At 52.4% G+C, this 21,945-nt stretch carries 15 protein-coding genes; 5 read left to right on the forward strand and 10 right to left on the reverse strand.

From position 1 onward, the window contains the following. Positions 1–154 precede the first annotated feature (154 nt). On the forward strand, positions 155–349 hold the full coding sequence (locus ABYK60_RS02895) for a hypothetical protein (protein ID WP_372870420.1): 195 nt from the start codon (positions 155–157) through the stop codon (positions 347–349). Between the two features lie 23 nt (positions 350–372). Further along, positions 373–1,287, forward strand: coding sequence for a class I SAM-dependent methyltransferase (locus ABYK60_RS02900; RefSeq protein ID WP_372870421.1), 915 nt, complete (start codon positions 373–375; stop codon positions 1,285–1,287). A 95-nt stretch (positions 1,288–1,382) separates the two neighbouring features. On the opposite strand, the gene ABYK60_RS02905 is transcribed toward ABYK60_RS02900, so the two are convergent. The 4 genes from ABYK60_RS02905 to ackA form a co-directional block, all read right to left on the reverse strand. Then, the gene (locus tag ABYK60_RS02905) at positions 1,383–1,604 is read right to left on the reverse strand and encodes a hypothetical protein (protein ID WP_372870422.1); all 222 of its coding nucleotides are present in this window, start codon (positions 1,602–1,604) and stop codon (positions 1,383–1,385) included. A gap of 594 nt (positions 1,605–2,198) precedes the next feature. Beyond that, positions 2,199–2,636 carry a hypothetical protein gene (locus tag ABYK60_RS02910; RefSeq protein WP_372870423.1) on the reverse strand — a complete coding sequence of 146 codons (438 nt, stop codon included), beginning with the start codon at positions 2,634–2,636 and terminating at the stop codon, positions 2,199–2,201. A 414-nt stretch (positions 2,637–3,050) separates the two neighbouring features. Beyond that, positions 3,051–5,189 carry a phosphate acetyltransferase gene (gene pta, locus ABYK60_RS02915; protein ID WP_372870424.1) on the reverse strand — a complete coding sequence of 713 codons (2,139 nt, stop codon included), beginning with the start codon at positions 5,187–5,189 and terminating at the stop codon, positions 3,051–3,053. Between the two features lie 94 nt (positions 5,190–5,283). After that, positions 5,284–6,483: an acetate kinase gene (gene ackA / locus ABYK60_RS02920; protein WP_372870425.1), complete on the reverse strand. Its 1,200-nt coding sequence runs from the start codon at positions 6,481–6,483 to the stop codon at positions 5,284–5,286. 171 nt (positions 6,484–6,654) lie between these two features. On the opposite strand from ackA, the gene yfbV reads away from it, so the two are divergent. Beyond that, positions 6,655–7,098 (forward strand): terminus macrodomain insulation protein YfbV, encoded by a 444-nt coding sequence (yfbV, locus tag ABYK60_RS02925; RefSeq protein WP_372870426.1) that lies wholly within the window; start codon positions 6,655–6,657, stop codon positions 7,096–7,098. An 80-nt stretch (positions 7,099–7,178) separates the two neighbouring features. Here yfbV and pflA read toward each other — a convergent pair whose 3' ends face one another. From pflA to ABYK60_RS02940, 3 genes are all read right to left on the reverse strand, one after another. Then, a complete protein-coding gene (gene pflA / locus ABYK60_RS02930; protein WP_372870427.1) occupies positions 7,179–7,919 on the reverse strand; it encodes a pyruvate formate lyase 1-activating protein in 741 nt (246 codons plus the stop codon). Between the two features lie 84 nt (positions 7,920–8,003). Further along, complete coding sequence (pflB, locus tag ABYK60_RS02935; protein ID WP_372870428.1) at positions 8,004–10,286, reverse strand: formate C-acetyltransferase; 2,283 nt, start codon at positions 10,284–10,286, stop codon at positions 8,004–8,006. 408 nt (positions 10,287–10,694) lie between these two features. Continuing rightward, positions 10,695–12,212, reverse strand: a complete 1,518-nt coding sequence (locus ABYK60_RS02940; protein WP_372870463.1) for a DUF3360 family protein — start codon at positions 12,210–12,212, stop codon at positions 10,695–10,697. 807 nt (positions 12,213–13,019) lie between these two features. Between ABYK60_RS02940 and focA the strand changes: the two genes are divergently transcribed. After that, positions 13,020–14,627: a formate transporter FocA gene (gene focA, locus ABYK60_RS02945; RefSeq protein ID WP_372870429.1), complete on the forward strand. Its 1,608-nt coding sequence runs from the start codon at positions 13,020–13,022 to the stop codon at positions 14,625–14,627. A gap of 38 nt (positions 14,628–14,665) precedes the next feature. Here focA and ABYK60_RS02950 read toward each other — a convergent pair whose 3' ends face one another. Further along, on the reverse strand, positions 14,666–15,574 hold the full coding sequence (locus ABYK60_RS02950) for a LysR substrate-binding domain-containing protein (protein WP_372870430.1): 909 nt from the start codon (positions 15,572–15,574) through the stop codon (positions 14,666–14,668). Between the two features lie 242 nt (positions 15,575–15,816). On the opposite strand from ABYK60_RS02950, the gene yfcC reads away from it, so the two are divergent. Then, positions 15,817–17,343 carry a putative basic amino acid antiporter YfcC gene (yfcC, locus tag ABYK60_RS02955; protein WP_372870431.1) on the forward strand — a complete coding sequence of 509 codons (1,527 nt, stop codon included), beginning with the start codon at positions 15,817–15,819 and terminating at the stop codon, positions 17,341–17,343. 457 nt (positions 17,344–17,800) lie between these two features. On the opposite strand, the gene ABYK60_RS02960 is transcribed toward yfcC, so the two are convergent. Next, complete coding sequence (locus tag ABYK60_RS02960; protein WP_372870432.1) at positions 17,801–20,419, reverse strand: TonB-dependent receptor plug domain-containing protein; 2,619 nt, start codon at positions 20,417–20,419, stop codon at positions 17,801–17,803. Between the two features lie 525 nt (positions 20,420–20,944). Beyond that, complete coding sequence (locus ABYK60_RS02965) at positions 20,945–21,928, reverse strand: TDT family transporter (RefSeq protein ID WP_372870433.1); 984 nt, start codon at positions 21,926–21,928, stop codon at positions 20,945–20,947. Between the last annotated feature and the right edge of the window lie 17 nt (positions 21,929–21,945).

A 21,945-nucleotide genomic window follows, 5' to 3' on the forward strand; every position in this document is an offset into this window, starting at 1 on the left:
ATAGATGCAAGGCACAGTTCGCAGCGAATGGCCCTAGTCCTTCGCAAGAACTGTAACGCAGCAGATACCGCTGTAAGCCACGCCCAACGGGGCTTTGATAGCAACACCATTTCAGCGTTATTCAACTTCAGCAGGACGGCGGGGGCGCCCAGCCATGTCCTCAGTTGAATGCCTTGAACTGTCGCTGCTATCAAAGCCAGAGCTGTGCGACGACTTGTTTGCACCTTCCCTAAGCCTGCGCTATTTGCCGATTGCGGCGAAGCTACAATCAGCTATTGCGGGTGGCCTGGCCGCCCGCTTTGTTTTTACCCTGCCAGCAACCATGGCTGGTGGCGCAAGCATGTGTTAACCCGAGTTTGAAAGGAAACAGGCATGAACGCCTTTTGTGAATTTATGCAGCACGCAAGTCTGCCGGAAGATTGTCAGCGGATTTTTCATGGCCGGGGAGGGCGTTTTACCGGCGCCGAGCATCTGTGTCTGGATTGGTATCCGCCGGCATTGCTGCTGACATCGTTTCGCGAGCTTGATGAGCAGGAACTTGCTGAGGTGCGCTCGGCGATAGAGGCATTCTGGCAGCGGCAGTCACCCGAATTGCCGCTGAATCTGGTGTTTCAGCATCGCAGTGGCCTGGGCACCCGTACAGAGTTGCTATCCGGCGAACTGCCCGAGACCCATGTGATAACCGAACTTGGGCTTAAGTATCTGGTGCATCTGCTTCGCGGTCAAAACCATGGTTTGTTCCTCGATATGCGCGAAGGCAGACGCTTTGTGCGCGCACATGCCGATGGTAAGAAGGTGCTTAATCTATTCAGTTACACCTGCGCCTTCTCGGTGGCAGCACTTGCGGGCGGTGCTACAGAAGTGGTTAATATCGACATGGCCAAAGGTGCGCTGTCGATTGGCAAACAAAATCACCAGTTAAACGGCATTGAGGGGCGAGCGCGCTTTCTTGGCCATGATATTTTCAGCAGCTGGGGCAAACTGACCCGTTATGGCCCCTATGATTTGGTGATTGCTGATCCGCCCAGCAATCAAAAAGGCAGTTTTATTGCTACTAAAGACTATGTGCGCCTGCTGCGCCGGTTGCCTGAGTTGGTTTCACCCGGTGGCGAAGTGCTTTTATGTCTTAACGCGCCAGAACTTGGCAGTGATTTCCTGATGGAGCAGGTGCGAGAAACTGCGCCGAGTCTTATTTTTCTTGAACGCGTGTCCAACCCCTTGGTGTATGCCGACATCGACGAGGAAAAGTCGTTGAAAGTATTGCGCTTTCGAAAGGTTGAAACCTGATTGCGATTGGTTATCTGAGTGACAACACTGCCGCCGGTCGCCTTATCTATGCCGGCGGTATGTGGGAAATATTCTGGAAGAAAGTCGTCAGTGGTTCAATAACTCAGTCGCTCCGGGATAATTGAACGGCCATTGTCTTCCAGCCAGGAAGCAATCCGTGTCGGATCGCCACTGAAGCTGTTCATCTCACTGCACAGCCTGTCTTGCACATCCAAAGGTATATGCATGTTTTCCATGAACATCCGTATCCCCAATACATCTCCGCGTCCTATAAGAGCGGCAAGCCGGTCAGCCTGAAAATCGATCAGCGCATTCATATGACAGTCTCCTGCTGTTGACTCTCTAACTAATAGCACCGCCGAAAATCGATTGCCTATACTGTTTAGTTGCTAAAAGCAAGCGCTAATAGTCAGGGTGAATAAGCAATCTGACGCCTGATTTTGTTAACACGACTTGAAAGACTTTCAGTTAAAATTACTTTTGGCGGGGGTTGTTAGGCATAAAACACCGTAATTCAGCTTTTTTTGGTCACAAAACTGAAAGTAAACTGTAATTGCGCGATGCTTATTGGTATACTGCGCCCCGTGGACAGCCGAAACAGTTTAACCTCAGGGTTAACGGCAGTATCTCACCTCAGGATACCGAGCCACACAGAGTTCATGTTTGCATAGAACAAACAGAACCTCAGTACCCGACCCAAAACCAAAGCCGGAGCCCGTTATGGAAATTCATGAGTACGAAAACGCCTACTACCAGGTGCAGGATGAAGTGATTGAGTCACTGCCGCTGGAAAAAGACGAAGAAGCGTTTTTGGATTGAGATAATTCCATGTCCCGGGACATGCAGATCTAAAAATAATAAGCATTAAAAAGGCCACCTTTGGGTGGCCTTTTTAATGCTGTGTGGCTGAGCTATCCGTTTACGGCATGTCTTTCGTTCAGGATCTCAACAATAACCCAGTCCTTGCCAAGCTTATGCAATCTGACGGTTCGGTCATCAATCCAGGGCTGACCGCCCCGTTTCCCCATAAGTTTTACTTTAACGGTTACATCGTCGGTAAACTTGCGGAAAAAGTCGATATCAATTTCCTCCACTTCCATTTGTACATCGGTCATGGATAAATTCAGCATATGGCGCTGAACCGAAGCGGCAATATGATAATGCGTCAATATTTCCTGCATGGGAGGATCGACAAATTGCTTTGCCAATTCAATGTCTCTGTCGATATAGATAGCAGTAAAAAAACCGATACTGACTTGCTCCGGAGTCAGATTAGGACTCGTTACTCTGTCATCTGACTCATTGCAACCGCTGATGAAAAAGACTAAAACCAGTAATAATACTCTCATGAGGTACGCACTACGTTTGAAGATCAGTGGTCTTAAGTATCAGGAATTTAGACAAACAGTACAAGACATTGGCGCGATCTATTGCGATCAGCAACAAATTCTGTCATACATTGAAAGTTAACTTTTCAATCTTATCCACAGAAACTGTGGACAAGTGTGTTGAAGAGTCAGGATAAATTCCTTAAGTGATTGTAGCCATACGATTTTAGTGGTTGGCTAAAAAATTGCCGCTCATCAGCACCGCTTTTTCAACCCGTGTTCTGACCACTCACCAACCTAATCAAACGCATTTATGGATCGTTAAAAGATCCCGAACGTAAATGCCTGTTTGTGTAAAACATACATTTGCCAATAAAAAACGCCGTCATATGACGGCGTTTTTGGTGTACAGCGCAATTAAGGCACTTGATGCAATTATTCCTGAGTTGCCTGAATGGCGGTCAGGGCGATGGTGTAGACGATATCGTCAACCAATGCACCACGGGACAAATCGTTCACCGGCTTACGCATACCCTGCAGCATAGGGCCGATACTGATAAGGTCGGCGCTTCGCTGTACGGCTTTGTAGGTGGTGTTACCTGTGTTGAGATCGGGGAACACAAACACGGTTGCCTTACCGGCCACCGGGCTGTTTGGTGCCTTGCTCTGGGCCACGTTTGGCATTACAGCCGCATCGTACTGCAGTGGGCCGTCGATGATAAGGTCGGGGCGCTTCTCTTTGGCGATACGGGTAGCTTCACGCACCTTGTCCACGTCTGAGCCTGTGCCCGAGTTACCGGTGGAGTAACTGATCATGGCAACCCGAGGCTCGATGCCGAACGCCTTGGCTGATTCTGCCGACTGAATGGCGATATCGGCCAGTTGCTCGGCGTTAGGGTCAGGGTTGATGGCGCAGTCACCGTATACCAGTACCTGATCCGGCATCAGCATAAAGAAGATAGACGACACCAGGCTGGAGCCCGGAGCAGTTTTAATCAGCTGCAAAGGTGGGCGAATGGTGTTGGCTGTGGTGTTAACAGCGCCTGATACAATACCGTCCACTTCGTCTTCAGCCAGCATCATGGTGGCCAGCACCATGTTATCTTCCAGCTGCTCACGGGCAACCACTTCGGTCAGACCCTTGTGGCGGCGCAGGTTCAGCATTGGCTCGACGTAACGTTCGCGGATCTCCTCCGGATCGAGGATTTCAATGCCTTCACCCAACACTACGTCCTGGGTGGCTGCGATGCGCAGAATGTCGTCTTTGTTACCCAAAAGTACACAGCGGGCAATACCACGCTCGGCGCAAATGCTGGCCGCTTTGATGGTGCGAGGTTCTTCGCCTTCTGGCAGTACAATGGTCTTTTTGGCTTCGCGGGCAAGCTCTGTGAGCTTGTAGCGGAAAGCCGGCGGCGACAGACGGTGCTCGCGGGGCGAGTTCTGGGTCACGCTTTCAATCCAGCTCTGGTCGATGTGGCTTGCCACATATTCCTGCACCAGCTCGATACGTACTGCGTCATCTACCGGCACTTCGTGGTTAAAGCGCTGAATATTCAACGAGGTTTGCCAGGTGTTGGTGTCGACCATAAACACCGGTAAGCCAGTATCGAAGGCCTGTTCACACAGTTTCAATACCTCAGGCTCAGGTTCATAGGAGCCAGTCAGCAGCAGAGCGCCGATTTTAACGCCGTTCATGGCGGCAAGGCAGGCGGCTACAATCACATCGGAGCGGTCGCCTGAGGTTACCAGCAGTGAATCGGTACGAAAATGCGTCAGCATGTTCGGGATGGAACGGGCGCAGAAGGTCACTTTACGCAAACGACGGGTGTTCATCTCGCCTGCGTTCAGAATCCGTGCGTGCAGGTGTTTGGCCAGATCCGAGGCCCGGGGTGACACCAGATCCAGGTTGTACGGCACACTGCCCAGAATACGCAGCTTGCTCTTGCCTGGAAGCTGGAACATGGCGGTGGCATCGCCTTTTTGGATGTCATGGTGGTCAAACACTTCCGACAGATCAGGACGGGTACGGCCTTCGTCATCCACAGGGGCACCGATTTTGTTGATAACCGCACCAATCAGGCGTTTGTTCTTGCTGCCACCCCAACTGTTGTAGGCGATTTCCAGACGGTTCATCAGCGCGTTCGGGGTGTCGTTGCCCGGGGTGGCGATGAATATCACGTCGGCATCCAGCGCCTTGGCGATGGCGTAGTTCACATCATCGGAGAACGAATGGCTGCGGGTGGGAACCAGACCTTCGATGATGAGGGTCTCGGTGTTGCTGGCGATTTCCGCTGCGCGGGCAATGATTTGCTCCATCAGCACATCGGTCTGATCGGTACGGATCAGGGACTCGGCGTGCTGCATGTCGAAGGGCTCCAGCGGGTTGACCGTGGGCGACTTGGACAGAATAGTGGTGGAGCGCTCAGGGCCTGAGTCGGCAGGGCGCTGCTGGCTGATGGGCTTAAAGAACTGCACCTTCACGCCGTGGCGTTCCAGCGCGCGCACCATGCCAAGGCTCAGTGAGGTGAGGCCGACACCTGTGCCTATGGGAACCAACATGATGTTGCGGGACATAAAGTACCTCTTGTGGTGTTGCTGTGATGGCCGGGCCATCGTGATGCGTTGAAATGCAAAACCGCCCACGGGGTGTCCCGGGGCGGCTGGCACCTTATTTACTGACCAGGCGCAGTGAGTCTTCGGCAATAACCCACTCTTCGTTGGTGGGGATCACCATGGCAATCGGGCTGCCATCTTTGGTGATAACCCCTTGCTTACCGAAGCGGGCGGCCTTGTTGCGTTCGCTGTCGACGTCAAAGTTGAAGATTTCAAGCAACTTCAGCACCTTCTCACGGATAAGGTCTGAGTTTTCACCGATACCGCCGGTAAACACAATCGCGTCCAGACGGCCCAGCGGCACAGTGTAAGAAGCGATGTACTTGGCGAGGCGATAGCAGAAGATCTCCAGCGCCAGGGTCGCACCCTTGTGGCCTTCGGCGTAACCTTCTTCGATGCCACGGCAATCGTTGGTCAGCTCGGAAATGCCCAGCAGACCACTTTGCTTGTTCATCAGGTTGTTGACTTCATCCAGGGTGTAGCCCAGCTGGTGCACCAGATGGTAGATGATGGATGGGTCCAAATCGCCGCAGCGGGTCCCCATCACCAGGCCTTCCAGTGGGGTCAGACCCATGGAAGTATCTACGCTCTTACCGCCTTTTACTGCGGTCACAGAGGCGCCGTTACCCAGGTGGGCGCAGATTACGTTGGTGTCGTTAATGTCTTTGCTCAGCGCTTTGGCGGCCTCGCGGCTCACGAACAGGTGGCTGGTGCCGTGCATGCCATAGCGGCGGATACCGTGTTCGCGGTACAGCTTGTAGGGCAGGGCATAAACGTAAGCGCGGTCGGGCATGCTCTGGTGGAAGGCGGTGTCAAACACGGCTACCTGAGGCAGCGCAGGGAAAGAGGCCTGAGCGGCGCGAATGCCGATAAGGTGCGCCGGGTTGTGCAGTGGTGCCAGAGAGGCGCAGTCTTCTATGCCTTTAAGTACGGCATTATCGATGATAACCGAATGGGTGAACTTCTCGCCGCCATGGACGATGCGATGGCCGATGGCGATAAGCTGAGCCTTAAGCTCAGGCTCGTTCACCAGAATTTTGTTAACGATAAACTCCACCGCCTCGCGGTGAGCGCTGAAGGCTCCCAGGCTGGCTTCGTGTTTCTCGCCGCTGAGTTTCCACTTGATACGGGCATTTTCCAGGCCGAAGCACTCGGCGAGACCTGAAATCTTCTCGTCGCCATTGGTGGCATCCAGAATGGCAAACTTCAACGAGGAGCTGCCGCAGTTGAGGACCAGAACCAGTGTATTGGACATGATAAAAACCTTCTTGCGTCATGAATTGGCTAACCGGGAATAGGCCCGGCGCTGTGGCACCGGAGGTGCCGAAAACCTTTGTCACATTCTCGCCAAACGCAGGCGCTTGGGGAGCTGACCGCCTTTGTGCTAAGGTAAAGACAGTCTGTAGCTGTTTTAAGGTGGCTTTGGTTGAAGCTTCAACTCATCACCACCCTGGGCGATGGCCGCCGTTATATGAAAGCCTGGCCCATGGTGAAATCTTTAGGGTTCTTTTTCCCTGAATATCGCATTGTTAAGGCGACTTCACTGGCGGTGCGTTTTATGCCGCCCCTAGCAGTGCTTGCCGCTGCCAGTCAAATCTATTTGCATGGCTGGGACTTCTTGCCACAGGCCATTGCCATTGGTTTGTTTTTCTTGAGCTTGCCGCTGCAGGGCCTGTTGTGGCTTGGGCAGCGTGCCCGACATCCATTGCCGCTGTCTTTGCTCAGCTTTGGCAACCAGCTGCAGGAGCGTTTGGCTGCCATGGGGGTTACCTATGTGCCCCTGGGTGCCAAGGCCTGTTACCTCGATATGGCGAATCTTCTGAAGATAGCCTTCGAGTGCCTTGATGCAAGTTACTGGGACGAGCTTTAAGTCTGGCACGTCTTCGTTTTGTCTTTACCTTGCTATCTTTTTCTGCCACGAATCACTTCTGAGCACCCCGTCACTTCAGATCAGTAAACTGCGTTCAGTCCACGGGCAGTGAAGGCTGCTTTAACAGCTTCCATGGTTTCTTTGCCGGGAGGCCGCACACCCTTGAGTGGATAATCTTCACCCATGGCTTCCCATTTATGTTTACCAAGTTCGTGGTAGGGCAGCAGTTCCACCTTCTCCACGTTGCCCATGGGGGCAATAAAACTGGCGAGTTTTTCAGCACTTTCCACATCATCGGTAAAACCGGCTACCACCACATAGCGGATCCAGGTTTTCTGGCCGCGCTTGGCGAGGTACTCGGCAAACTGCAGCGTGCGGTGATTACTGACCTTGGTTAAATCCTGATGCCTGTCATCATCAATGTGTTTGATATCCAGAAGCACCAGATCTGTGTTGTCCAACAGCACATCAATTGCGGGGGTGTACTTACGCACAAAACCATTGGTGTCTAAACAGGTGTGAATGCCTTCGGCGCGGCAGGCTTTGAACAGCTCGGCCACAAATTCGGCTTGCAGTATGGCTTCGCCGCCGCTGGCGGTAACACCGCCGCCGCTGGCTTCCAGAAAGGGCCGATAGCTGATGATTTGACTCATCAACTCATCGACCTGCATCTCTTTGCCACCGTCCAAATCCCAGGTGTCACGGTTGTGGCAGTATTGGCAGCGCATCAAACAGCCTTGCATAAAGGTGATAAACCTGATGCCGGGACCGTCCACTGTGCCGAAGGATTCCACAGAATGAACCCTGCCTGTAACTGTCATTGAAACTCCTGGTTGATGGGAAGGGGGACAATTGTGGCGAGCCACAATTGTCCTTTAGCTACCAATGAATTACCAGCGCCTGAATTACAAACCTTGCGTAAAGGTGCGGGTGATCACATCCTGCTGCTGCTCTTGGGTCAGTGAGTTAAAGCGCACTGCGTAACCGGATACACGGATGGTGAGCTGTGGATACTTGTCAGGGTTTTTGACTGCATCTTCCAGCATTTCACGGTTCATCACGTTCACGTTCAGGTGCTGACCACCTTCACGGATTTCGCTGTGACGGAAATAACCATCCATCAGCGCGGCGAGGTTACGCTCACGGGCCTTTTCATCTTTACCCAAGGCATTGGGCACGATGGAGAAGGTATAAGAAATACCATCCTGTGCGTGAGCAAAGGGCAGTTTGGCCACTGAGGTGAGCGAGGCGATAGCGCCTTTTTCATCACGGCCGTGCATTGGGTTGGCTCCCGGCGCAAAAGGCGCACCGGCGCGGCGACCATCTGGGGTGTTACCTGTCTTCTTGCCGTACACCACGTTGGAGGTGATGGTCAGGATTGACTGAGTTGGGATGGCGTTGCGATACATATTTTTATTGCGGATTTTGGCCATAAAGCTTTCAACCAGCATACAGGCGATATCATCCACACGGGCATCGTTGTTACCGAACTTGGGATAGTCACCGTCGATTTCAAAGTCAACGGCAATGCCATTTTCGTCGCGAACCGGCTTCACTTTGGCGTACTTGATGGCAGACAGGGAGTCGGCCGCAATCGACAGACCGGCGATACCACAAGCCATGGTGCGGCGCACGTCACGGTCGTGCAGTGCCATCAGCGCGGCTTCGTAAGAATACTTGTCGTGCATAAAGTGAATGGAGTTGAGGGCGGTGACATATTGGGTTGCCAACCACTCCATAAAGCCATCCAGACGGGTCATGACATCGTCATAATCCAGATACTCGCTGGTGATAGGCTCTGATTTCGGGCCAATCTGCACTTTCAGTTTTTCATCCACGCCGCCGTTGATGGCATACAGCATGGTCTTGGCGAGGTTGGCACGGGCTCCGAAGAACTGCATGTGCTTACCAATCACCATGGGGCTGACGCAGCAGGCGATGGCGTAATCATCAGACTCGAAGTCAGGACGCATCAGGTCATCGTTTTCGTACTGGATAGAGCTGGTATCAATCGACACCTTGGCACAGAAGGTTTTGAAGTTCTGTGGCAGTTTTTCAGACCAGAGCACAGTGATGTTTGGCTCAGGGCTTGGGCCCATGTTGTACAGGGTGTGCAGGAAGCGGAAGCTGGACTTGGTTACCAGAGTACGGCCATCGAGGCCCATACCGCCGATAGACTCGGTGGCCCAGATGGGGTCGCCGGAGAACAGCTCATCGTACTCAGGGGTACGCAGGAAGCGCACCATACGCAGCTTCATCACGAAGTGGTCAATCATCTCCTGCGCTTGCTGTTCGGTCAGTGTACCGTTTTTCAGATCGCGCTCGATGTAGATATCGATAAAGCTGGAGGTACGGCCAAGTGACATGGCGGCGCCGTTCTGACTCTTCACTGCGGCGAGGTAGCCGAAGTAGGTCCATTGAATGGCTTCCTGGGCGTTTTTGGCAGGGCCAGAGATGTCGTAGCCGTATTTGGCAGCCATTTTTTTCATCTGGGCCAGGGCGCGGTGCTGCTCGGCGATTTCTTCGCGCAGCTGCATGGTGGCCTGCAGATCTTCACCGGCTTCGAAACGCGCCTGCAAAGAAGTGAACTGCTTAAGCTTATCGGCCATCAGGAAGTCGATACCGTACAGGGCTACGCGGCGATAGTCTCCTATGATGCGGCCACGGCCGTAGGCATCCGGCAGACCGGTTAATACGCCTGATTTACGACAGGCAAGGATTTCCGGGGTGTAAATGTCAAACACGCCCTGGTTGTGGGTCTTACGCAGCTCAGAGTAAACATACTTGATGTCTTCATTGAGCACACGGTCATAGGCCGCGCAGGAGCTTTCCACCATACGGATACCGCCATTTGGCAGCATGGCGCGCTTGAGCGGGGCATCGGTCTGCAGACCAACAATGGTCTCCAGCTCTTTTTCAATGTAACCGGCATCGTGGGAAGTGATGGTGGATACTTTGTCGGTATCAAAGTCTATTGGCGCATGGGTGCGGTTTTCTTCTTTGATGCCTTCCATCACCTTGGCCCACAGGGCGTCGGTGGCTGCAGTTGCGCCGGCCAGGAAGCTGTCGTCACCTTCATACGGGGTGTAGTTGGCTTGAATAAAGTCACGTACATTGACATCGGACTTCCAATCACCGGGAACGAATCCTTCCCACGCGGTTTGGAACAGCTCAGTTTTATCGGTCATCGTACTTCACCTTCTATTGGAGAAAAGGGTTGGAGTATTACCCCAAAAATAAAGTCTTTTACATTCCGGCCTGACATCCTCTGATGAGGCCAGAACCCCGGAAGACATTCCGGCGGATTCTGTGGACTAGGTTCCAGATGATATCATCCTGGAATTAATTGGTAAGACCAATTGCCCAAAAGAATATTAACATAAGCAGACAGGGGCTGCACTCAAATGCGGACAGGAAAAAGTCAATAGATGTAAAATTTGCTACCGGCTTATCATTTTTTAACCACCAAATCCAGGTTGGCATCAGGGATTGCTGAATTGAGTGTTGTCTGACAAATCAGATAGCGCCAGCTGATTGTTTTGAGGAAAATAAAAAAAGGGGCATATTTGCCCCCTTTTTTATCGTATACCGCGGTATCAGAGCAGCGCTGGAATACCTTCAATCATGCCCACGGCAAGCATGGCGGCAAGACAGATCACGAAGGCAAGCCCCGGGATCACCACCCGGTCAACAAACGACAGACTGGCGGCACGCTCCTTGTCACCAATCAGGCCGTTGTTGTCCAGCAGCATAGTCAATGCCCAGGCAAGCACAGGGTTGGCCACGAAGGAGCCGAAAATACAGATCCCGGCGGCCTGGCTGCTTTGGCTATCTTTCACCATCTGCAGACCGGCTTCCAGCAGCGGCAAGAATACACCTACCAGCAGCGCAATCGACATCACTGGGCGCCAGGTGGTCAAATCCATGGGATAACCCACAATGGCCACAATAATACACAGGGTGCCCAGCAAAATGGCACCGGCAGGGATAGGACGCTTGGCGATGGCGGCCGGGATCATATAGGTGCCCCAGCTGGAGGTGATGTTACCGCCACCCACTGCAGTGCCCACCATCTGACGCAGCGAACAGGTGGTCATGGTGTCATCCACGTCCATCAGCACTTTCTCGGCGCCCTTGGGATAGTTCAGTTCCTGGAAAATCCGGTGGCCGAGGAAGTCTGGCGACCACATGGCCACCGCCAGAATGGCAAACGGCAGTGAGGCAATAAAGTGCTGCATATTGGGCAGGCCAAGCTGCCAACCGGTTTCGGTTGAACCCCACCAGTACACAGGATTCAGGTTGGGCAAACCGGGCGCGGTGGTGAATTTAAGATCCAGCCCAGCACCCAGGGCAAAGGCCATCACAATCGCAGCAATCGAGCACAGCGGAATGGCGAGCCAGCGCTTACCCAGTTTGGCAAGCAGGGCGTAAATCACCACGTTTGCAAGCAGAATAAAGAAGGCCACATACCCCAGGGAGTAATCCAGCGCGTGTTTGGCCTCGAGGCCCCCAGCCCAACTGAATAAAGACTCAATCTGGCTCTTTGCTCCCATGAAACCGAGGAATACCAAAAGGCCCCCGGCGACCCCGCTGCTGGTAAGGTTCACCAGCCTCGACCCCCCTTTAAAGAAGGACAGCAAGAGACCGAATACCCCCAGCAGAATTGCCAGCGCCAGTGGGTGAGCACCGGCAAGGGCGATAGCACCAATCAATGGGATCATCGGGCCATGGTTGCCGCCAAGGTTGGCGCGCGGGTTTAAAAAACCTGAGCTTAAAATACAGAACAGCAGGGCAGGAATAAGCATTTCTACCCGGATAACCGAGATGATGAAGTCGGCACCAAGGTTAATATGATCCCAGCGCTCGGTCAGGCCTGAGGCCCAGGCGGCCATTACCGCTGAATACATGACGGTAATGCCTATGGTACCTGCGATGGCGGGTACCAGATCTTCCCATTCAAAGTTAAAGTCGCGACCGGGCAGGTTAAGGCCCCAGCGTCTGGGTTTCATGATTTTAAGTTCATGATCCAAATAGGCTTCGCGGGATGGAAACTCCGAGGCTGGACGATGCAGCTCGCGGTAACTTTTTTCCGCGATATCGCTGGCAGAGGCCATTTCGGTCTCATTGAGGCCGGTGGCCCCGGTGGGTTTTGCTGCTTCTGACATGTTTGATCCCCAAAAAAACAGCGGGTTTGAGCCTGAGTGACCAGCTTGAGGTCGTCCTTGGCGTGGGGCATGTCCACCTGAGTGAACGGCCCGTCAGAGCGGCTTTAGGTAGGTGCGGAATTAACCTTAAACCTTCGAAAACCCGGGGTCCTGAAATCTGCTCAAATTGGTCTTACCAATTTACCTGTTAAAAATGTTACCACAGCTGTTATCCGCTAACATTAACTATCAATGTTTCTGAATTGCCCTGTTTGTTAATTTGCGACATAGGGCACATACCCGCATTTTTAGCACATCTCCCCCTTGCGCCGGAACATGATAACTGCGTAGGGAAAATGCCGCTTTGCTACAAGATAGTGGTGTTTTACCCCAAGTGCACTTCATCTAGTCTCCTTCAGTAGTCGGTATACATTCATTTTGTGCGCCATATACCGGATTACGTTGCCTGCGCTGCTGCTTTTCTGGTGCCTTGGCATTGGTCGTTAGCCTTATTCACGCTCATTTTATCGCCAGCACGGTTTTGAGTATCAATGCTACTGATATCACTCATCAAAACTCTTCGATATTTTCTATCGTTTTTGCTTGTTAAATTGGCGCCGTGGTGGTGAAGCATTGGGCTTTAACTCATTGATTGAAATGCCTAAGCCTTATTGCAGATGCCAATCTGCGGCGATGAGTCTCTGCTTGCGTCTGAGCCTGAGTCGTGTTGTGCAACCACTGAATGAACCTATATCCAAAATACACAAGGGACAGCCTATGTATGTCAGTCATCAAGGTGGCCAAGCGGCTCCGGATGTCGGCACTTCGCCGCCTGATGGACGCGTCAATCGCCTTAACTCCTCGCCGGGTGCCAGCCCCGACCGGCTATCGGTTGCCGATGAGGTTGCAAGCGCCATGGCGCTCAAGCTGGCCAAGCCTGCGTTGGCGCGTTTTGCCAGAGCGCTTTATGCCGGTGTTTTTATCGGCCTGGCGTTTGTGTTTTACCTAACTGTTACCACGGGCGCAGCAGGCGCACCCTGGGGGCTGGTGCGGCTTATGGGCGCACTTGCTTTCAGTGTCGGGCTGATTTTAGTGGTGCTTTTGAATATGGAGCTGTTCACCGGCACCGTGCTTGGAGCCATTCCCTGGACAGAAGGTCATATTGGCGCAGCCAGGCTGTTAAAGAGTTGGGGTACTGTGTTTGTGGGCAATGCCGCAGGCGCCTTTCTTCTGGTTGCCATGGTCAGTCTGGCCGGACTTTGGCAGCTCGATGGCGGCCTTTGGGGCATCCATGCCATCAACACGGCGCTGCATAAGCTGCATCACGGCTGGTGGCAGGCGTTCTTCCTTGGCGTGCTTTGTAACCTGTTGGTGTGCCTTGGGGTATGGCTGACATTTTTAACCAAATCGCCTGGCACCAAGGCGCTGCTGCTGGTTTTGCCGGTGGCACTTTTTGTCAGCAGTGGTTTTGAGCACAGCATTGCCAACCTGTTTTTGCTGCCCCTTGGCGCGGTGTTCGCCGCGATTATCCCTGAGCCTCAGCTGCTGGCCCATGGTCTGGATAGCCAGGCGCTGGCGGCGCTGGCTCCGGCCAACCTGCTTGTTGCCAACCTGATCCCTGTGACTCTCGGCAACATCGTCGGCGGTGCGGTGTTGGTCGGTCTTGGATTGTTCCGGCTTGAGCGCCTTGGCTCATGCAAAGGCACTGCCGCGACCAACTCTGCAATCAAGCTGACAACACCCGGGGCAAACGTGAGCAGAGCGCTGAAACTGGTCCCCGCATCAACTGCCAGAGCCAATGCTGTCAATCAACACGCCATCTCCGCCCAAACCTTCTTTGCCGTAAAAGAGAACAAACTTATGAACACACACTTAAGCATATTGACCGTAAAAGACATTCTTGAACCTGCAACCAGCCTTGAGCCCGGCATGGGCCTGTGGCAGGCACTGGAAGAAATGCACCGCGTGGGCGAAAGCCTGTGTCCCGTGACCGATAATGGCGGGCGCCTGGTGGGAGTTCTCAGTGCCCAGGATGCCATACGAGGCCTGTGGGCCGAGGAGTTTGGCGCTGATAGCAGTTATTGCGTGCGGGATCTGATGCAAAAGTCGCTCAGTACCCTGTCACCGGACGAAGCCCTGCTGCCGCTGCTGGAGTTTTGGGTAGTTAACCGCGAGGCGCTGTTTCCTGTCAGCACAGAAGGGCATTGGCTGGGGGGGCAGTATCAGGCCTATGAGGAGCGTCTGCGGGGGGCGGCGGCTGTGACCCCAGCGGTACTGCCGGTGGTGGAGGCCGGAGTGCTAAAAGGAATGGTGCGCCGTGAAGCTCTGACAGGATTGCTTTGTAGCGCAGTCGCATCACCAGCCCCATCGCCAGCCCAGGTTTAAGGGGGTGGATTTAGCGTCCCGGGCTTGATTGAGTCAGCTCAGACTTCCCGTGATTGCCGGTGGCGGGCCAGACGGCGGGCCTCGGCAATCACGCAGTCCCGCAGCGGGCTTTCACCGCTGTCACAGCGCCAGATAAACGACAGCTGGCGCTTCATGTTCAGTTTGGGCGTTGGCAGTATGATCAATTGATTGGCTGCCACGTCCTTTTCCACATCCAAATAGGGCAGTGCACTCAGGTAGGGCCCATTTTTGACCAGGGTTTTCAGCACTGTCACCTGCTCGTACTCCCGCCATACATTCAGCCGGTCGAGATTGCCATGGATGGCAGCATCGAAAATCCGCCGGGTGCCCGCGCCTTGCTCCCTCAATACCCATTTGGCCTGCTCCAGCTGCGACAGGCTGACATTACCGTACTTGCCATAGGGGTGGTGCGGGGCGGCTATCACCACCAGATGATCGTCAAGCCAGGGCTCGATACACAGGCGACTGTCATCACTGCGCCCCTCGATTATTCCGAGCTCTATCTCATAGTCCAGCACTGCCTGAATCACGTTTTCGGTGTTTTCTACCATCAGCCCAATATGAATTTGCGGGAAGTCGGCATCAATCCGGCTGATGAGATCCCCAAGCAGATGTTTGGCTGCGGTTTGGCTGGCGCCGACCGGCAGACTGCCGGATAACAGATGCTGATCGTGCAGGCCCATAGTGATTTGCTGGGCGTCGGACAACAGCTTGCGTGCCCGGGGTTTAAGCCAGGTTCCCCAATGGCTGAGAATTAAGCGGTTGCCCTGACGAATAAAAAGTGGCCTGCCCAACAGGTTTTCAAGCTGCTGCAGTGACATGCTGACCGCCGACTGGGTCATCGACAGCTTACGGGCCGCCCCGGAGACACTCTCAAGGCTTGCCACCGCATCGAAAACTGCAATTTGTTTGAGTGTGTATTTCATGATTGATGAATATAAAAGTGACTGATACCCATACGAAATTTTATAAAGCGGCCGGGCAATAAAAAAGACTGCGGCAGGGGAATAGTTACAAAGCTTTAACTGGCCCACGTTTTTACCAGCAACAGGGCCTGTGCATCATTTGCTATCTTGCAACGGGCGTGGGCACAGCAGCTTAAGGACAGGGTAAGCCAACTCAGGTATAGTGCTGGGTTTTGCTCAAGGCTTTGGATAAACACAATAATATGACTGCCAACACCCAGGCTGCTCCGGTAGCCAAAACCGCAATGCCGATGCCAGATACCCTGGTTATCATCTTCTTTGTGGCGCTGCTTGCGGCGGCGCTGACTTACCTGGTGCCTGCGGGCTCCTTTGACACCCAAACCGTGACTTTTGTGCAGGACGGGGTGGAGAAGAGCCGCGATGTGGTTGACCCGGACTCCTTCCGTTATGCCGTGGATGAACAGGGTGAACCGCTGCTTAAGCCGGTGCCGGCGTTCGACCCGGCTGGCCAGGGCTTTTTCAACTACATGTTCGAAGGTCTGGTATCCGGTGATAAGTGGGGCAGTGCTGTCGGCGTTATCATGTTTATGTTGGTGATTGGCGGCTCTTTCGGGGTGGTAATGGCCACCGGCACCATAGATAACGGCATCTTGCGGCTTATTCACCACACTCAGGGGCGGGAGTTTTTGTTTATTCCTGTGCTCTTTAGCCTCTTTTCCCTCGGCGGCGCCGTGTTTGGCATGGGGGAAGAAGCCATCGCCTTTGCCATTATTATCTGCCCGCTGATGATCCGCCTTGGTTACGATGGTATCACCACTGTGATGGTGACTTACGTGGCCACCCAGGTAGGCTTTGGCGCCAGTTGGATGAATCCCTTCAGCGTGGCCATTGCCCAGGGCATTGCCGGTATTCCTGTGCTTTCGGGCTCAGCGGTGCGGGTACCTATGTGGATAGGCTTCACCCTGCTTGGTATCGCCTTTACCATGCTCTACGCCCGCAACATTAAGAAAAACCCTGCGCTTTCTTATAGCTTTGCCACAGACTCGGCTTTTCGCGACGGCGACAACAAGGAGTCAGGGCACCAGAGCCGCTTTAATCTTGGCGATATATTGGTGCTTGCGGCCATTACTGCCACCATGGGCTGGGTGATTTGGGGCGTGGTGGTTAAGCACTGGTTTATTCCGGAGATTGCCAGCCAGTTTTTTACCATGGGGCTGGTGGTTGGCGTTATTGGTGTGCTGTTTAAGCTGAATGGTCTTACGTTGAACGGCATAGCCAGGGCTTTTAAAGAAGGCGCTGCCACCATGCTGGAGCCTTGCCTCTTGGTTGGCAGCGCCGCGGGCATCTTGATTTTGCTCGGTAAAGGTGGCCCAACCGAGCCATCGGTGCTTAACAGCGTGCTTGCTGCCGCCGGCGGTTTTATTGGCCACTTGCCCGATGCCTTATCTGCCTGGTTTATGCTGCTGTTCCAGTCGGTGTTTAACTTCTTTGTGACTTCAGGCTCGGGTCAGGCTGCCCTGACCATGCCACTGATGGCACCGCTTGCGGATATCGTCGGTGTCAGCCGTCAGGTGGCAGTGCTGGCGTTCCAGCTTGGCGATGGTTTTACCAATATTCTGGTGCCGACGTCGGCGTCTTTAATGGCGACACTGGGTGTGTGCCGGGTGGAATTCAGCGCCTGGGTGCGCTTTATCTGGCGCTTTATGCTGATGTTGTTGCTGGCCGCCAGCGCCATGGTGATAGGTGCTCACTATTTGGGCTTCAGTTGATAATTAATAATTGAAAGACGAAAACGGCACCAAAGGGTGCTGTTTTTTTGTTCTTAAAAACTCATGCAATATCGGTACATTCCCCTTTCATTATGTACGCAGGAAAAAGTTGCTTGAAAAATCATGAGTAAGCCGAAACTGAGTTTTCTAAATAGTTGGTAATGAAATTGGTAATGAAATGCGTGGGGTATGGAGTTGCTAATTGCAAGGGTTTAGGTTTGGCAGGCGCCATTTGATTAAATTGCGAGTGATTTTTACATGTTATTGTTTTTCTGCACTGGAAAGAAGCTTAAAAATTGCGCAGTCAATAAGGTTGATAGCAGATGATTTTATTTTGAATGTGAGGTGGTATTAGGGTTTTACAGAATGCCATTATGTGAAATTTTAAATGATTTATTAGCAGTGTTTAAATAAAAAGGCTCGATTGCTCGAGCCTTTTTTAATTACACCTGAATTATTAGAACTTCTGGGTGTAAGTCAGAACGAAAGTACGGCCATACAGATTGTACAGAGATGCATCATACTCGAGATCTGAGTCCAGCACTGGATCTTCGTCAGTCAGGTTACGGATACCAACAGACACTTTACCATTCCACGAAGTCGCATAAGCATAACTTACGTCGAACGTGGTCTGAGAGGTCAAGTGACCAATTTGCTTGTAAGTGTTCGGATCGGTACGTTCCGCCTGACTATCGATGTATTGAGTTACGACAGATGCGGAATGGTCACCGAAGGTCCAGTCGACAGTCCAGGTAGAACGGATTTGAGGCATGCCGTTACGACCAATCATATCGTTTACTGGGCCATCGAAGTACTCTTCAGAGTTGTACTCGAGTACATAGCTTACGTCGAGATTGGTACCAAAGTCACCGATGTCAGTTTCAAAACCTGTGTAGTTGATGTTGAAATCAATACCAGAAGTATCGAAGCCGTTGCCGTTGGCTTTAGGCGTGGTTGCAGACAACAGTTTACCGTCAGCCGAGTCACCGGCACGCTTGATTTCACCGCGGCTCAGGTTGCCGTAGCCTACCTTCTTCTCTTCTTTGAGCAGAGAGCTCAGAGAAACGAAGGTGATTACGTTGTCAACTTTCAGGTTGTAGTACTCAACCTTAGAGCTCAGGTTATCGGTGATGTTCCAGATCAGACCCAGGTTGTAGAAGTCAGAGGTTTCTGGCTGCAGATCCTGGTTGGCTGTACGGGTTACGTCGTACTGCTTGGCTTTACAGTCAGCAATGGCGGTGCCCTGAACTTCACAGTAATGGTAATCGGTCGCGGAGTCGGCACTGAATGAGTCAGCAGCGAACAGATCCGACAATGATGGAGCACGGAAGCCCTGACCCCAAGAGGCACGCAGAACTACGTCATCCAGCACCTGATAGCGCAAAGCTACTTTTGGTGTGGTGGCGCTGCCGAAGTCGGAGTAATTGTCGTAGCGATATGCCAGGTTCAGTTCCAGATCATCAGTTACCGGAACAATGGTTTCTGCAAACACAGCATAAACATCGCGGTCGCCGCCTGAACCGTTACCAGAAGAACCGATTACGTCGCCAGCGGCAGTTTGCGCGTCTACGTTGGCTTCATATTTGTACTGCAGAGCCTCGGCACCAATGTACCAGCCGATGGTTCCCGCTGGCAGTTCGATGGCCTCGAAGTTAACACCGGCGTTCAGGCTGTTGAACTCCATGATGTCTTGCTTCAGTGTCTCATGAGACATGTCTGCAATTACTGAAGGAGTGTTGCCTTCTGGGCCAAAGTTAAACAGGCCGTCTTTAACATAGCGCTCTACGGTTGGGCGGTGAACGTAGCCAGTGCCGTAGTTGCTGTTCTCAGCCAGGTTGTAGTGGTAGGTTACATCCCAGCCGAAATTGTCGTGGTTACCAACCAGACCGAGTTGGATATCGGTGCCGTAGTCAATAGTTTTTGCGTCACGGGTACCGATGTCGTCAAAACGATAGTACACACGGCCGGCATTGGTGTTTTTGCTGTTACCAGTGTGGTTGCCGTTGGCATCATAGTTCATCACGTCAACCTGACCGGCGGCTACGTTAAACCAGCCTGCGGCTGGCGCATAGCGACCAAAGGTTTCATTGCGGGAGAACAGACCCTGACCTTTGAATTGGATTTCATCGGAGATTTCGTACTCACCGTTTACATAACCAGCGGTGTATGAACGGGCTGCGTGGTCAGCAGCTTCAGCGGTATAGTCATAACCGCAAACGTAGTCGCCGCTGCCTGCATCATAGATATGGCCGCCACCCACCATGTTGGGGTTATCACAGGCGGTCAGCGGGGCAAGGCCACCGGTCTTCAGATCGAGGAAGTTACGGGCATAGATAGATACACCAGTGGTGTCATCATATTTTTCTGCCAGAGTGTTGGTTGAACGGGAGAACCAACGGTCGCGCTGGAAAATGATTTCACGGTTTAGGTGTTCGAAAGAGAAGGTTACGCTACCTTTGTCACCCACTGCACCACCAACAACGTGGGCTTTCCATTCTTCGCCACCTGGTTGTTCTGGGTTGGTGCCGGTCGCAGAAACTTCCAGACCTTCATAACCGGATTTCAGAATGATGTTGACCACACCGGCTACGGCGTCAGAGCCGTATACTGCTGATGCGCCGTCGGTCAGAACTTCGATACGTTCGATGGCGGCAGTTGGAATGGTGTTCAGGTTAACAGCTGTTCCGCCAAGGGTAGGAGAACCAGGCATACGCTTGCCATTGAGCAGTACCAGAGTACGGTCTGAACCAGCACCACGCAGGTTGATGGTGGCTTGAGACTGAGCACTGGAACCTGAACGCTCGGAGAAAGAGCCGAAAGAGTTGAGGTTGCTGGAACGCAGTACGTCGGTAATGCTCAAATCGCCAGACTTTTCAACGGCAGAGGCATCAATAGTGGTAACGGGTGATGCGCCTTCCATATCGGTGCGCTTGATGCGTGAACCTGTTACTTCGATTCGCTCTACTTTGGCACCGTCTACGGCTTCTTCGGCGAATGCTGGGGTGCTGGCGGCGACGGCAGCGCCACCAATCAGCGCAAAGCGAATGGCTTTGGCCAATGTATTATTAGCAAGCATGAATTTCTCCCTGACACTTAATATTGTGTTTTGCTTTTTTATATAGAACGAAATCCGGATACAAATAAAAACAAAAGTAACCGAAAATCATCTGGCCGGAGATATAACCACATCATATTCACAGGTGCAACATAGGGTGGTTGTTAATAAAAAACTGCAAAAATGATGATAAAAATATGGGGTATTAACATCTTTGATGATTTATCTTCGCGTATCGTGTTTTATTTTATGCGGATGTTAAGAAATTGATGTTGGCTGGCGTTTAGTGTCTACCGATTGGCTGTATTTTATTGCTCAGTTGTAATGGGTTGGTTTCTAAGAATGGTCTGGCTTGCTGTTTTTTTTACAAAAAAAGATCTAAAAAAATTGCTGTGGAATATAAATTATCAGTAATTAATCTGTTAGTGCCGTTTATTTCCACTGCGTGCGGTTTAATTTATGCTCTAAATTAAGGCGTGGTTAATATATCTGCTCTGCTAATATTTTATGGTTGGCTAATTTATCATCATGGTAAGGGGATTAAGTTTATTTAAGTAAAGTCCGCTGAGGATAATAAAAAGCCAGATATTTTAAGCACACAAAGCTGACCACGACCACGGCGATACAAAGTTCAACCAATGCAAGGTAATGGATACTGCTGCGGAAGACTTGAACCTGAGTGGTTGCATCCAGCCATTGGCAGGTTTTAAACAGCGCGGTGGCGCCTATGACCATGGGGAAGGTAAAGGCGGCAAACCCCGGGCTGAATGGCAGCTTCAGCAACTGGAAAAAGGCCAGATAGATGATGCTGGTCATCAGAATCGCCACTGTCAGCAGCAAGGCGACAATGATGACTGAAGGCGTTGGAGTCAGGCTCAGGTAGCCTGCCAATGACAGGCTGGCTGGTGCGGCCAGAATTGCCAGTGTTGGTTGGGCGGCTTCGGGCACTGCAGTGCGGAATATCAGTCGATACATCATCAGCGGCAACATGATGAGGTAGGCAAACATACCAAACCATAAAAGGCTTTCAGCCAGCAGTCGTGGGCCGTCGGGTGGAAAGGCCACGGCAGCCACAATAATGCCTATAGGCGGGACAAACCAACTGGGTACCATGTGATCCAGGGAGAAGTTGCGAAAGCGATGAAAACTGAAGCCGGTGAGCAAGCCAAGATGCAGTGTCACCGCAATCAGCCACAGAGATTCACCTGCAGCACTAAAATAGTCTCCCAGACAGCGGGAAACCACCATCAGTGCCATGGCATAAGTTGGTAGTACGCTGCCCACTACCGGATGAGATATTTCTTCCTTTAACAGCTTGGGGTGCAGCAAAAACTTTGCTGTCAATGGCAGCAATAGTGTTACAGCTATCAGGGTGCCCACTAACTGAAGCCTGCCATCAGATCCCGGAACCACATTTTCCAGTGTCCAGCCAAGACTGGCAATCGCCAACGCCAGACCTCCCATCGGACTGGGCAACTTTGCGATTTGTTGATGTAACCTTCGAAACGTACCGGGTTTATGTTGCGTCATTTGGCCACCCCATTCAT

Source organism: Shewanella sp. (genome assembly GCF_041630135.1).
Classification (GTDB): Bacteria; Pseudomonadota; Gammaproteobacteria; order Enterobacterales; family Shewanellaceae; genus Shewanella.

Excerpts from the sequence above, each read along its gene's own strand:
- ABYK60_RS02895 (WP_372870420.1), top strand. The coding sequence starts at position 155 with ATGTCCTCAGTTGAATGCCTTGAACTGTCGCTGCTATCAAAGCCAGAG.
- ABYK60_RS02900 (WP_372870421.1), top strand. The coding sequence starts at position 373 with ATGAACGCCTTTTGTGAATTTATGCAGCACGCAAGTCTGCCGGAAGAT.
- ABYK60_RS02905 (WP_372870422.1), bottom strand. The coding sequence starts at position 1,604 with ATGAATGCGCTGATCGATTTTCAGGCTGACCGGCTTGCCGCTCTTATA.
- ABYK60_RS02910 (WP_372870423.1), bottom strand. The coding sequence starts at position 2,636 with ATGAGAGTATTATTACTGGTTTTAGTCTTTTTCATCAGCGGTTGCAAT.
- pta (WP_372870424.1), bottom strand. The coding sequence starts at position 5,189 with ATGTCCCGCAACATCATGTTGGTTCCCATAGGCACAGGTGTCGGCCTC.
- ackA (WP_372870425.1), bottom strand. The coding sequence starts at position 6,483 with ATGTCCAATACACTGGTTCTGGTCCTCAACTGCGGCAGCTCCTCGTTG.
- pflA (WP_372870427.1), bottom strand. The coding sequence starts at position 7,919 with ATGACAGTTACAGGCAGGGTTCATTCTGTGGAATCCTTCGGCACAGTG.
- pflB (WP_372870428.1), bottom strand. The coding sequence starts at position 10,286 with ATGACCGATAAAACTGAGCTGTTCCAAACCGCGTGGGAAGGATTCGTT.
- ABYK60_RS02940 (WP_372870463.1), bottom strand. The coding sequence starts at position 12,212 with ATGGCCTCTGCCAGCGATATCGCGGAAAAAAGTTACCGCGAGCTGCAT.
- focA (WP_372870429.1), top strand. The coding sequence starts at position 13,020 with ATGTATGTCAGTCATCAAGGTGGCCAAGCGGCTCCGGATGTCGGCACT.
- ABYK60_RS02950 (WP_372870430.1), bottom strand. The coding sequence starts at position 15,574 with ATGAAATACACACTCAAACAAATTGCAGTTTTCGATGCGGTGGCAAGC.
- yfcC (WP_372870431.1), top strand. The coding sequence starts at position 15,817 with ATGACTGCCAACACCCAGGCTGCTCCGGTAGCCAAAACCGCAATGCCG.
- ABYK60_RS02960 (WP_372870432.1), bottom strand. The coding sequence starts at position 20,419 with ATGCTTGCTAATAATACATTGGCCAAAGCCATTCGCTTTGCGCTGATT.
- ABYK60_RS02965 (WP_372870433.1), bottom strand. The coding sequence starts at position 21,928 with ATGACGCAACATAAACCCGGTACGTTTCGAAGGTTACATCAACAAATC.